The following is a 12,390-nucleotide window of genomic DNA, read 5'->3' on the forward strand; positions in this document are numbered from 1 at the left end:
ATTCTATTTAGTTGTATTAGGAAAGATAATTTAAATAACAAATCGTGAAAAAACCACATGCATAAAATCCCCTTCAAAGGAAATACTTTACACTGTACAGCAACTCCCGATAGGAGGGAACACTTTGACGAGAAACAAAGTAGAAATTTGCGGTGTTGATACAGCTAAACTTCCAGTATTAAAAAATGAAGAGATGCGTAAATTATTTCGTGAAATGCAAAGTGGAGAGATAAGCGCAAGAGAAAAATTAGTGAATGGAAACTTACGTCTTGTACTGAGCGTCATCCAAAGATTTAATAACAGAGGAGAATATGTTGACGATTTATTTCAAGTTGGTTGCATCGGACTTATGAAATCAATTGATAATTTTGATTTAGGCCAAAATGTAAAATTTTCAACGTATGCTGTGCCGATGATTATTGGGGAAATACGCAGATATTTGCGTGATAATAATCCGATTCGCGTATCGCGCTCATTGCGAGATATTGCGTATAAAGCTTTGCAAGTAAGAGAAAAGTTGATTGCAGAAAATTCAAAAGAACCAACAGCAATGGATATTGCAAAAGTGCTAGAAGTAACTCATGAAGAGATAGTATTTGCTTTAGATGCAATTCAAGATCCAGTTTCATTATTTGAACCGATTTATAATGATGGGGGAGATCCTATCTTTGTTATGGATCAGTTAAGTGATGAAAAACAAAAGGACGAGCAGTGGGTTGAAGAATTAGCATTGAAAGAAGGAATGAAGCGTTTAAATGATAGAGAGAAAATGATTATTAGAAAACGTTTCTTCCAAGGAAAGACACAGATGGAAGTTGCAGAAGAAATTGGGATTTCCCAAGCGCAAGTATCACGTTTAGAGAAGTCAGCCATTAAACAAATGAATAAAACGATTCAAGGATAAGGTCTCACCAATTATGGTGAGACCTTTTTATATGTAATATGGTTTGTGCTCATAGTAGGGGATTAGTGTTCATATAATTTCGTATAGGTGGCTTCCTGTAAATATGAGAAACAGTTTCCAATTTGTCATATAAGGGAGAGGATGAAAATGGTGATACGAATTTCAGAGTTACAGATGAAGGATGTTATAAATATTTCAGATGGAAAAAGGATTGGGAATATTGGAGATATTGAAATTGATATGAACACAGGGAAAATTTGTTCTGTTATTATTTCCAAACAGACACGTATGCTAGGTATTTTTGGAAAAGATGTTGAGATTGTAATTCCTTGGAAGGAAATTGTGAAAATTGGGGAAGATGTCATACTTGTAAGAGTAAATCCTGTTAATTCTGTAACAGAATCAATACAAACACCGACAATTTCATAAAGAATATTACAAATTCCTCTTTTTTTTCTGTTAGGATTATGAAAAAATAAAAGTATGGTAAAATAGACAGGAAGTACCATGCTTTTTTCTGTTATTTTAATTAAAAGGAGCCGCTTTATTATGAGAGAACCATTTAAATATGTGGACGGTATACTGTATTTACAAGCGTGGAAAGAACTTGGAAACATTACTGCTGGATTTACGACAAAAGATGGTGGGATAAGTACGGGCTCCTTTCATGCGATGAATTTAGGATTACATGTGAATGATATCGTGGAGAACGTTCATGAAAACAGACGCATTTTAGCAAATAAGTTACAAAAACCATTAGAAAATTGGATTTGCTCTGAACAAGTTCATGCTCATCATGTTGAAAAAGTAGGGCAACAGGAAAAGGGAAGTGGTGTCTATTCATATGAGGACGGCATTTCAAAAACAGATGGCATTTATACGAGTAATGAAGATGTTCTGTTAACGTCTTGTTACGCGGATTGTGTTCCGCTCTATTTTTATGCACCATCACATGGTATGATAGGACTTGCGCATGCTGGATGGAAAGGCACTGTACAAGAGATTGCAAAGGAAATGATTCAAAAGTGGAATGCAGAAGGTATTTCAAGTGATGAAATTCATGTTGCAATTGGGCCGTCGATCGGATCTTGTTGTTATGTTGTGGATGATCGTGTATTAACAGCAGCACAGGAAGTAGTTAGCGGTGCTGTTCCTCATCAAAAAATTTCTGACGGGCAGTACGCAATTAATTTAAAAGAAATTAATCGTATATTATGTGTACAAGCAGGCATAAAAGAAGAGCATATTGTAATGTCATCTCTTTGTACAAGCTGTGAAGAGCAACTATTTTTCTCTCATCGTCGTGATCAAGGTAAGACAGGAAGAATGTTGAGTTTCATAGGTTTTAAGGAGGAAGAAAGCAAGTGACAGTACAAGAAAATTTAGTAATTGTAAACGAAGCTATTAAAGAATCTTGCGCTCGAGCTGGACGTTCGTTGCAAGATATTAAACTTGTTGCAGTTACAAAAACTGTAGGGATTGAAAAAACAAACGAAGTAATTGAAGCTGGAGTTATCGATTTAGGTGAAAATAGAAATGAAGGTTTCTTACAGAAATACGAGCATTTCGGTTCAAAAGTTAATTGGCACTTTATTGGCTCATTACAAACGAGAAAAGTAAAAGAAATCATTAATGAAATTGATTATTTACATTCGTTAGATCGTCTTTCACTGGCGAAAGAAATTCAGAAACGTGCTGATAAGAAAGTGAAATGCTTTATTCAAGTGAAAACCTCATCTGAAGAATCGAAGCAAGGATTGGCAATAGAAGAGGTTGTTTCTTTTATTCAAAGTTTGCAAGAATTCGATAAAATTGAAGTGGTTGGACTAATGACGATGGCTCCATTTACAGAAGAAGAGGAAGAAATCAGACGCTGTTTTAAGGAATTACGTATGCTGCAAACAGAGGTGCAGGAGCTAGAGTTATTACATGCGCCATGTAAAGAATTATCAATGGGAATGTCCAACGATTACAAGATTGCAATTGAAGAAGGGGCTACATATATTCGTTTGGGAACGATTTTAGTAGGAAAAGCGTAAAAGGAAGGAGAATCTTATTATGAGTTGGTCAAAAGTAAAATACTTCTTTTTTGATACACCGGAAGAAAAAGAAGCAGCTCAATATGGTTATGAAAAGGAGCAAACAGACATGAAAAAGCAGCAAGATCCACCAGAACAACAAGACGTTACGTTTCCGAAAGCGCAACCGAAGCAAAACGTTGTGAGTATTGAAACAGCAAAACAATCTTCAAAAGTTGTTTTATTAGAACCACGCACATATTCGGAAGCACAAGGGATTGCGGACCACTTAAAAGGTAGACGAGCTGTTGTAATTAATTTGCAGAGAATGTCTACTGATCAAGCGGTACGTATCGTTGACTTTTTAAGTGGTACTGTATACGCTATAGGCGGGGATATTCAAAAAATAGGGCCGAAAACATTTATGTGTACACCTGAAAATGTAGATATTGTTGGTGCGATTTCAGAGTTATTCGGTGAAGAAGAAGAAACAAATATAAAGAGGTGGTAATACGCCATGACAACAGTTTTTATAGTGTTAAGTTATGCTATCGAGATTTACTCGTGGGCACTTATTATTTACATTCTCCTATCATGGTTTCCTGGTGCAAAGGAATCATCTTTTGGAGAGTTCCTGGCACGTATTTGTGAACCGTATTTAGAACCATTCCGCCGCTTTATTCCGCCGCTTGGAATGATTGATATTTCTCCAATCGTTGCGATCTTTGCGTTGAAACTTGCTAAAACTGGTTTGTTCAGTTTATTAAGCTATTTCTTATAGTAAGAAGGTAAATACATGAGCATCTACGAACATTTTAGGCCTGATGAGGAGGTCTTTGTGGATAAAGTGCTAGAGTGGAAGCGAGCGGCGGAGTACCATCAAGTGAAGTTAACGGATTTTCTCGATCCTAGGCAACAACAAATTGTTTCTATGGTAATAGGACAAGGTGATGTTGCTGTGCAATTTGGTGGTGCAACGCCTAATGCAGAGCGTAAAAGAGCACTTATTTATCCAGACTATCTAGAATTAAATGAAGAAGAATTTCAAGTAGAAGTATTAGAAATTGACTATCCTTCCAAGTTTTATACGCTAGAACATAGGCAAATATTAGGTACATTTATGTCTCTTGGTTTAACAAGAGAAAAATGTGGTGATATTTTGCTGCAAGAAAATCGTGCCCAAATTGTAGTTGCGAAAGAAATTGTATCGTATATTGAGATGAACTTACAATCAATAGGGAAAGTAAAAGTCTCTTTAGCGTCAGTGCAAGGAGAACAAATTCTACAGATACATGAAACGTGGGGAGAGAAATCTGGAACGGTTTCTTCACTTCGTTTAGATGTTATGTTAGCTGAAATGTTACATTTATCTAGACAGAAAGTACAACCTTTCATAAAAAATGGTTTAGTAAAAGTCAATTGGAAAACAGTGGAGCAAACTTCTTATGAATGTTATCCAGGAGATGTTTTTTCTGTTAGAGGATATGGCCGAAGTAAATTATTTTCTGTAGAAGGTAGAACAAAACGCGACAAATGGAGAATTTTGTATGGTATACTAAAATGATTGGTTTTTTAGAAGGAAATCCTCCTATTTTGTCGAAGAAAAGATATAATTGAAAGAGGAAATTTAGATAACTACTTGGAGGTGGCGTTGTGCCGTTAACACCATTAGATATTCATAACAAAGAATTTGGTCGCGGATTCCGTGGCTATGATGAAGATCAAGTAAATGAGTTTCTTGATCAAATTATCAAAGATTATGAATTGGTCATTCGTGAGAAAAAAGCTTTAGAAGAAAAAGTTGCGCAGTTAGAAGGGAAGTTAGATCATTTCTCTAATATTGAAGATACGTTAAACAAATCTATCGTTGTTGCACAAGAAGCAGCGGAAGAAGTAAAACGTAATGCGCAAAAAGAAGCGAAATTAATTGTGCGTGAAGCTGAAAAGAATGCTGATCGTATTATTAACGAAGCATTAGTAAAATCAAGAAAAGTTGCTTTTGATATTGAAGAGCTAAAGAAACAAGCGAAAGTATTCCGAACTCGTTTCCGTATGTTATTAGAAACACAGCTTGAGATGTTAAACAACGATGATTGGGATAAACTAATTGAATTAGAAGACGAAGTAGATGAACTGTTGAAAAAAGAAGAAACAGTGTAAGCTTGACGTTTTTCTCATTATTACATATAATTTTAAACAACATATTTATTAAGAAAAACGAAGATAGGGATAAGTACCTTTTCAAACCTTATATAGCGAACTGAGGATGGTGTAAGCTCAGGATAAGGAGATAGTGGGAATATCACCCTGGAGTTCCGCGCTGAACAAATAGAGTAAGCGTAGGCGTGTATTCGCGTTAAGAATATAAAGAGGATTCTATACATATGTATATGATCTACTAGGGTGGTACCGCGGGAGACTTTCTCGTCCCTTTTTGGGATGAGAAGGTCTCTTTTTTATTCCGTTTTTTAAGTGTTTCTTTTATACATGTAAGGAGGAATTGAGCATGGAGTACAAAAATACATTACTGATGCCAAAAACAGAGTTCCCAATGCGTGGGAATTTACCAAAACGTGAGCCTGCAATGCAAGAAAAATGGGCTGAAATGAATATTTACGAAAAAGTACAAGAACATACAAAAGGACGTCCTTTATTTGTATTGCATGATGGACCTCCATATGCGAATGGTGACATTCATATGGGACATGCATTAAATAAAGTATTAAAAGACTTTATTGTTCGTTATAAATCAATGACTGGTTTTAGTGCGCCATATGTTCCAGGATGGGATACGCACGGTTTACCAATTGAACAAGCTTTAACAAATAAAGGTGTAAAACGTAAAGAAATGACAGTTGCTGAGTTCCGTAAGTTATGTGCAGAGTATGCATATGAACAAGTAGAACGTCAACGTGAACAATTTAAGCGTCTAGGTGTACGTGCAGATTGGGATAATCCATATATTACTTTAGAGCCAGCTTATGAAGCACAACAAATTAAAGTGTTTGGTGACATGGCGAAAAAAGGTTATATCTATAAAGGTCAAAAACCAGTTTACTGGTCTCCAACGAGTGAATCTGCTTTAGCGGAAGCTGAAATTGAATATCAAGATAAAAAATCAGCATCTATTTACGTAGCATTCCCTGTAAAAGATGGAAAGAACGTATTAGAAGGTGATGAAAAGTACATCATTTGGACAACGACACCTTGGACATTACCTGCAAACTTAGGTATTTCTGTTCACCCAGAGCTTGAATATAGCATTGTAAAAGTAAACGATGAGAAATATATCATTGCTTCTGAGCTGTTTGAGACAGTTGCAAAAACGTTAGAGTGGGAAAATGCTGAAGTTGTGAAAACAGTAAAAGGTAGCGAACTTGAGTACACAGTTGCAAAACATCCATTCTACGATCGTGATTCATTAGTTATGCTAGGAGACCACGTAACAACAGATGCAGGTACAGGTTGTGTTCATACAGCACCAGGACACGGGGAAGATGACTTCGTTGTTGGTAAAAAGTATGGATTAGAAGTACTTTGCCCAGTCGATGATAAAGGTGTATTAACAAATGAGGCACCTGGATTTGAAGGCTTATTCTATGATAAAGCTAATAAACCAATTACAGAAAAATTAGAAGAAGTAGGCGCGTTACTGAAACTAACATTCATTACACATTCATACCCACATGATTGGAGAACGAAAAAACCAATTATTTTCCGTGCGACAGCACAGTGGTTTGCATCTATTGAAGCATTCCGTAAAGAATTAATAGAAGCTGTAGCAGAAACAAAATGGGTACCAGCATGGGGAGAAACTCGTCTTCATAATATGGTTCGTGACCGTGGTGACTGGTGTATTTCTCGTCAGCGTGCATGGGGTGTGCCAATTCCGGTATTCTATGCTGAGAATGGTGATCCAATTATTACGGATGAAACAATTAACCATGTAGCAGATTTATTCCGTGAACACGGTTCTAACGTATGGTTCGAGCGTGAAGCGAAAGATCTATTACCAGAAGGATTTACACATCCAGGTAGCCCAAATGGCGAATTCCGTAAAGAAACAGACATCATGGATGTATGGTTCGATTCAGGTTCTTCTCACCAAGCGGTATTAGAAGAGCGCGAAGATTTACAGCGTCCAGCTGATTTATATTTAGAAGGATCTGACCAGTATCGTGGTTGGTTTAACTCTTCATTATCAACAGCAGTTGCTGTAACAGGTAAAGCTCCATATAAAGGCGTACTAAGTCACGGTTTCGTACTAGATGGTGAAGGACGTAAGATGAGTAAGTCGATTGGAAACATTGTCGTACCGAAGAAAATTATGGATCAATTAGGCGGAGACATTTTACGCTTATGGGTATCTTCTGTTGACTATCAATCTGACGTACGTATTTCAGATGATATTTTAAAACAAGTAGCAGAAGTGTATCGTAAAATCCGTAACACATTCCGTTTCTTATTAGGAAACTTAGACGACTTTAAGCCAAGTGAAAATGCAGTAGCTGTAGCTGAACTTCGTGAAGTAGATCGTTACATGTTAGTGAAATTAAATGACTTAATTACAAAAGTTAAAGAAGCATATGAGACATACGACTTCGCTGCTGTGTATCATGCAATTCATAACTTCTGTACAATTGATTTAAGTTCATTCTATTTAGACTTTGCAAAAGACATTTTATATATTGAAGGTGCAAACCACGAAGATCGTCGTGCGATTCAAACTGTATTATATGATGTTCTTGTTGCGTTAACGAAACTTGTAACACCAATCTTACCGCATACAGCTGATGAAGTATGGCCATACATTCCAGGCGTAACAGAAGAAAGTGTACAATTAACTGATATGCCAGAAGCTGTACAATTAGATGACGCGGAAGCGTTAAAAACAAAATGGGATGCATTTATGACATTACGTGATGACGTGTTAAAAGCACTAGAAGTAGCTCGTAATGAAAAAGTAATTGGTAAGTCATTAAATGCAAGCATTACGCTATATCCAACTGCAGAAATGAAAGCTATGTTAGAGTCTATTAGCGAAGACTTAAAGCAATTATTCATCGTTTCTGAGTATAAACTTGGTGGTATGATGGATGAAGCGCCAGCAGATGCACCGAAGTATGAACATACAGCGGTTGTTGTTGCTCAAGCAACTGGTGAAACATGTGAACGTTGTTGGGTAGTTTCAGAAACAATTGGTAAAGATGCTGAACATGAAACATTATGTGAGCGTTGTGCAACAGTTGTTAAAGAAAACTATGTAAAATAATAAAAAAAGCTGACTGCTATTGATGCAGTCAGTTTTTTTGTTGATGGCATATCAAAATCACTTTCAGACTCTTTCCTGTGAAGGAAAAATGTGTGTGAGGTAAGCAAATAAATTTCGGACACACTAACTGTACATTACAGCTAGGAGGAATGTACACGTGAATGAAATTTACATGGAAATAAAAGAAGAATTGCAATTGATGAGAAAAGAGTTGCAAGAGAGACTAGCTAAAGAAGTAATGCACAAATATGATGTCGAGTTCAGCCAAGAGCTTGGATATGAAATTAAGGAAGAGATAAAGAAAAAATTGCTATTACATGATATAAAAGAGGATTTAAAGGATGTAGAACGCGCATTATTTAAAATGGAAATAGACATGTATGGTATTTGTGAAGAGACGGGGAGATTAATTTCGACAAAGCAAATGAAGACAATGCCGACTGCCCGTACGATTCATGAATTCTTTTATGAAAAGGTAAATGTATGAATACGCACAACGATATTATATTACCTTTTTTTAATTTATTTTATTCTTCTATAAAGGTTCATTGTGAAAAGGTAGCAGCTATGCTAAAATTTTGAGGTACACTGTCTTTGTGGGGGAAATGAAAATGATATATTATGTAATAGCGTTATTCGTCATTGCTATCGATCAAATATCGAAGTGGTTAATTGTAAAGAACATGGAATTGGGTACGAGTATTCCGATTATCGACAATGTATTATACATAACATCACATCGAAATAGAGGCGCTGCTTGGGGTATTTTAGAAAATAAAATGTGGTTCTTCTACATTATTACAGTTGTTTTTGTAGTGTTTATTGTATTTTATATGAAAAAGTATGCGAAAACAGACAAGCTTCTAGGTATTTCGTTAAGCCTAATTTTGGGCGGGGCAATTGGTAACTTTATTGATCGTGTATTTAGACAAGAAGTAGTGGATTTCATTCACGTGTATATTTTCTCGTACAACTATCCAGTATTCAATATAGCTGATTCAGCATTATGTATTGGTGTTGTATTAATTATTATTCAAACATTATTAGAAGGCAAGAAAGCGAAGGAGTAATTGAATGAGTGAAGTAGTACAAGTAACAGTTGCAGCAGAGCAAAAAAACGAGCGAATTGATAAATTCGTTGCAGGGATAAATAATGAATGGTCACGTACGCAAGTGCAGCAATGGATTAAAGATGACGTTGTGACAGTAAACGGAAAAGCGGTAAAAGGGAATTATAAAGTAAAAGAAGAAGATGAAATTACAGTAACAATTCCTGAACCAGAAGAGTTAGATATTCAACCAGAGGATTTAAATTTAGAAATTTATTATGAAGATGCAGATGTGCTTGTTGTAAATAAGCCACGTGGTATGGTTGTACATCCAGCACCAGGGCATACAAGTGGTACACTTGTAAACGGCCTTATGCACCATTGTACAGACTTATCAGGCATTAACGGTGTAATGCGTCCAGGTATCGTGCATCGTATTGATAAAGATACATCTGGACTATTAATGGTTGCTAAAAATGATATGGCACATGAATCGCTTGTAAATCAGCTTGTAGCAAAAACAGTAACGAGACGTTACAAAGCGATTGTACACGGTGTGATTCCGCATGATAAGGGAACGATTGATGCTCCGATTGCTCGTGATAAGAAAGAACGTCAAAGTATGACAGTTGATGAAAATGGTAAGAACGCTGTTACGCACTTCCAAGTGTTAGAACGCTTTAAAGACTTTACGCTTGTAGAATGTCGCTTAGAAACGGGACGTACGCACCAAATTCGTGTTCATATGAAATATATTGGCTATCCACTTGCAGGAGATCCGAAGTATGGTCCGAAGAAAACGTTAGATATGAATGGACAAGCACTTCATGCGGGTATTTTAGGCTTTGATCATCCTCGTACTGGTGAATATATTCAGTTTGAGGCACCGATTCCAGAAGTGTTTGAAGACGTATTAAATATTTTACGAAAATAGTATTGACAAATCATAAGAAAACTGAGATACTGACAACAGTTAAATAATGATCCTTTAACACAGCCCCGTGAGGTTGAGAAGGTAACGGTTTGAAATACTTAGGGTATGTTGTACCCTTTTTTCAAAAGTCCTCTCGCACACGCTGAGAGGACTTTTTTTATACCATTACTCTCACGCAAGAAAAAAGCTTGGAGGTGTAGAGCATGCAAGAGAAAGCTGTCGTTTTAGATGACCAAATGATTCGCCGCGCTTTAACACGAATTAGTCATGAAATCGTGGAACGAAATAAAGGTGTCGATAATTGTGTTCTTGTCGGAATTAAAACTCGTGGAATTTTTATTGCACAACGTTTGGCAGAACGAATTGGTCAAATTGAAGGAAAAGAAATGGAAGTTGGAGAGTTAGACATTACGTTATATCGTGATGATTTAACACTACAATCGAAAGATAAAGAACCACTTGTAAAAGGTTCTGATATCCCTGTAGATATTACGAAGAAGAAAGTTATCCTTGTGGATGACGTATTATATACAGGAAGAACAGTTCGAGCAGCAATGGATGCTCTTATGGATTTAGGTAGACCATCTCAAATCCAATTGGCGGTTCTTGTTGATAGAGGTCATCGCGAATTACCAATTCGCGCTGATTATGTAGGGAAGAACATTCCAACATCAAGTGAAGAGCGTATCGAAGTTGATTTGCAAGAGACAGATCAACAAGATCGAGTAAGCATATACGATAAGTAAAGCCCTTTTAAATGTAGTCCTGTGAGGCTGCCAAAGGGTCTTGGCTTTCATATGTCAAATTTGGCATACGAAAGTGTAGGACTCTTTGTGCACAGGCACAAAGAGTTTTTTTATTGCAAAGATTTAAACTGAAGGAGGATGTAACAATGGAACAAAAGCCAGTGTTAGACGTTAATGAAGTACCGAAACCGGGAAAATGGTTATTTTTAAGTATACAACATTTGTTCGCGATGTTTGGATCAACAGTGCTTGTTCCGTTTTTAACAGGATTGAATCCATCAGTAGCATTAATATCAAGTGGATTAGGAACGTTAGCGTTCCTTCTTATAACGAAAGGTCAAGTACCTGCCTATCTAGGATCATCATTCGCCTTTATCGCACCGATTATAACAGCGAAAACGGCAGGTGGACCGGGAGCAGCAATGCTTGGTGGTTTGCTAGCAGGACTTGTGTACATCTTAATCTCACTCGGAATTAAGAAATCAGGATCAGAGTGGATTATGAAATTACTACCACCAATCGTAGTTGGTCCAGTAGTAATGGTAATCGGTCTAGCTTTAGCACATACAGCAGTTAACATGGCGATGAACGGTGCGGATGGCAAATATAGCTTTACACACTTTTCAGTAGCGTTAGTAACATTAGCAATTACAATTATATGCTCGATATTTGGAAGAGGATTTTTCAGTATAATACCAGTGTTACTTGGCATTATCGGCGGATATATCTTCGCTTACTTCCAAGGGCTAGTAGACTTAAAGCCGGTAGCTGAGGCAAAATGGTTTGTTGTACCAGATTTCACAGTACCATTTGTAACATATACACCAGAGTTTTCATGGAAGATTGTACTCTTGATGGTACCAGTTGCACTAGTAACAATATCAGAACATATCGGACATCAAATTGTTCTTGGAAATGTTATTAAAAGAGATTTAATTGAAAAACCAGGTTTACACCGTTCAATCTTCGGTGACGGAGTAGCAACATTAATTGCGTCACTAATCGGTGGGCCACCGAATACAACGTATGGTGAAAACATCGGTGTGCTAGCAATTACGAGAGCATACAGTGTATACTTATTCATCGGTTCAGCAGTATTCGCAATCATGTTCGGGTTTATCGGTAAGATTTCTGCACTGATTCATTCGATCCCAACACCAGTTATGGGTGGTGTATCAATCTTACTATTCGGTGTAATCGCATCAAGCGGATTACGCATGATGGTAGATGATAAAACAGATTTAAGTGACAAACGAAACTTAATGATTGCATCAGTAATATTAGTAATCGGTATTGGTGGAGCGGTACTTCACGTAGGAGAATCATTCCAAGTAGAAGGAATGGCACTAGCAGCAATTGTAGGTGTACTGTTAAATCTACTACTACCGGAAACGAAACAAATAAAACAATCTAAGCAGATTGCTTCATAATAATAACCTTTTAATTCAGTCCTGTGAGACCGGAAAG

Annotated in this window: 14 protein-coding genes and 1 other annotated feature; all 14 genes read left to right on the top strand. The window is 36.8% G+C overall.

The window, feature by feature from the left end:
• The first annotated feature begins 124 nt into the window (after positions 1-124).
• The 14 genes from sigG to uraA all read left to right on the top strand — a co-directional run bounded on the left by sigG (position 125) and on the right by uraA (position 12,353).
• Positions 125-904 (top strand): RNA polymerase sporulation sigma factor SigG, encoded by a 780-nt coding sequence (gene sigG, locus ACTFR8_RS13195; protein ID WP_000197755.1) that lies wholly within the window; start codon positions 125-127, stop codon positions 902-904.
• 147 nt (positions 905-1,051) lie between these two features.
• Positions 1,052-1,333 (top strand): YlmC/YmxH family sporulation protein, encoded by a 282-nt coding sequence (locus tag ACTFR8_RS13200; RefSeq protein WP_000236745.1) that lies wholly within the window; start codon positions 1,052-1,054, stop codon positions 1,331-1,333.
• A gap of 120 nt (positions 1,334-1,453) precedes the next feature.
• Positions 1,454-2,272, top strand: coding sequence for a peptidoglycan editing factor PgeF (pgeF, locus tag ACTFR8_RS13205; RefSeq protein ID WP_001209007.1), 819 nt, complete (start codon positions 1,454-1,456; stop codon positions 2,270-2,272).
• Positions 2,269-2,943 (top strand): YggS family pyridoxal phosphate-dependent enzyme, encoded by a 675-nt coding sequence (locus ACTFR8_RS13210; protein WP_000218007.1) that lies wholly within the window; start codon positions 2,269-2,271, stop codon positions 2,941-2,943. Before pgeF ends, ACTFR8_RS13210 begins: the two co-directional genes overlap by 4 nt.
• Positions 2,944-2,962: 19 nt before the next feature.
• Positions 2,963-3,433, top strand: coding sequence for a cell division protein SepF (locus ACTFR8_RS13215; protein WP_000119129.1), 471 nt, complete (start codon positions 2,963-2,965; stop codon positions 3,431-3,433).
• A gap of 6 nt (positions 3,434-3,439) precedes the next feature.
• Positions 3,440-3,703 carry a YggT family protein gene (locus tag ACTFR8_RS13220; protein WP_000214233.1) on the top strand — a complete coding sequence of 88 codons (264 nt, stop codon included), beginning with the start codon at positions 3,440-3,442 and terminating at the stop codon, positions 3,701-3,703.
• Positions 3,704-3,718: 15 nt separating this feature from the next.
• Positions 3,719-4,486: an RNA-binding protein gene (locus ACTFR8_RS13225; RefSeq protein WP_002098127.1), complete on the top strand. Its 768-nt coding sequence runs from the start codon at positions 3,719-3,721 to the stop codon at positions 4,484-4,486.
• Between the two features lie 89 nt (positions 4,487-4,575).
• Positions 4,576-5,082 carry a septum site-determining protein DivIVA gene (gene divIVA, locus ACTFR8_RS13230; RefSeq protein ID WP_001131611.1) on the top strand — a complete coding sequence of 169 codons (507 nt, stop codon included), beginning with the start codon at positions 4,576-4,578 and terminating at the stop codon, positions 5,080-5,082.
• A gap of 51 nt (positions 5,083-5,133) precedes the next feature.
• Positions 5,134-5,357: a binding site (T-box leader), on the top strand.
• A 71-nt stretch (positions 5,358-5,428) separates the two neighbouring features.
• Positions 5,429-8,194 carry an isoleucine--tRNA ligase gene (gene ileS2 / locus ACTFR8_RS13235; protein ID WP_000455951.1) on the top strand — a complete coding sequence of 922 codons (2,766 nt, stop codon included), beginning with the start codon at positions 5,429-5,431 and terminating at the stop codon, positions 8,192-8,194.
• 157 nt (positions 8,195-8,351) lie between these two features.
• Positions 8,352-8,681 (top strand): molecular chaperone DnaK, encoded by a 330-nt coding sequence (locus ACTFR8_RS13240; protein WP_001002956.1) that lies wholly within the window; start codon positions 8,352-8,354, stop codon positions 8,679-8,681.
• 124 nt (positions 8,682-8,805) lie between these two features.
• The gene (gene lspA / locus ACTFR8_RS13245; protein ID WP_000642184.1) at positions 8,806-9,264 is read left to right on the top strand and encodes a lipoprotein signal peptidase LspA; all 459 of its coding nucleotides are present in this window, start codon (positions 8,806-8,808) and stop codon (positions 9,262-9,264) included.
• Between the two features lie 4 nt (positions 9,265-9,268).
• A complete protein-coding gene (locus ACTFR8_RS13250) occupies positions 9,269-10,177 on the top strand; it encodes an RluA family pseudouridine synthase (RefSeq protein ID WP_000005830.1) in 909 nt (302 codons plus the stop codon).
• 203 nt (positions 10,178-10,380) lie between these two features.
• Positions 10,381-10,923 carry a bifunctional pyrimidine operon transcriptional regulator/uracil phosphoribosyltransferase gene (pyrR, locus tag ACTFR8_RS13255; RefSeq protein ID WP_001156488.1) on the top strand — a complete coding sequence of 181 codons (543 nt, stop codon included), beginning with the start codon at positions 10,381-10,383 and terminating at the stop codon, positions 10,921-10,923.
• Between the two features lie 146 nt (positions 10,924-11,069).
• Complete coding sequence (gene uraA / locus ACTFR8_RS13260) at positions 11,070-12,353, top strand: uracil permease (protein ID WP_000435928.1); 1,284 nt, start codon at positions 11,070-11,072, stop codon at positions 12,351-12,353.
• The last annotated feature ends 37 nt before the right edge of the window (positions 12,354-12,390 follow it).

The organism is Bacillus cereus group sp. MYBK15-3 (genome assembly GCF_051916765.1).
Lineage (GTDB): Bacteria > Bacillota > Bacilli > Bacillales > Bacillaceae_G > Bacillus_A > Bacillus_A cereus.

Coding starts and splice junctions, on each gene's coding strand:
- uraA (WP_000435928.1), top strand. CDS start 11,070: ATGGAACAAAAGCCAGTGTTAGACGTTAATGAAGTACCGAAACCGGGA.
- ACTFR8_RS13250 (WP_000005830.1), top strand. CDS start 9,269: ATGAGTGAAGTAGTACAAGTAACAGTTGCAGCAGAGCAAAAAAACGAG.
- ileS2 (WP_000455951.1), top strand. CDS start 5,429: ATGGAGTACAAAAATACATTACTGATGCCAAAAACAGAGTTCCCAATG.
- ACTFR8_RS13220 (WP_000214233.1), top strand. CDS start 3,440: ATGACAACAGTTTTTATAGTGTTAAGTTATGCTATCGAGATTTACTCG.
- ACTFR8_RS13225 (WP_002098127.1), top strand. CDS start 3,719: ATGAGCATCTACGAACATTTTAGGCCTGATGAGGAGGTCTTTGTGGAT.
- pyrR (WP_001156488.1), top strand. CDS start 10,381: ATGCAAGAGAAAGCTGTCGTTTTAGATGACCAAATGATTCGCCGCGCT.
- pgeF (WP_001209007.1), top strand. CDS start 1,454: ATGAGAGAACCATTTAAATATGTGGACGGTATACTGTATTTACAAGCG.
- ACTFR8_RS13200 (WP_000236745.1), top strand. CDS start 1,052: ATGGTGATACGAATTTCAGAGTTACAGATGAAGGATGTTATAAATATT.
- lspA (WP_000642184.1), top strand. CDS start 8,806: ATGATATATTATGTAATAGCGTTATTCGTCATTGCTATCGATCAAATA.
- ACTFR8_RS13215 (WP_000119129.1), top strand. CDS start 2,963: ATGAGTTGGTCAAAAGTAAAATACTTCTTTTTTGATACACCGGAAGAA.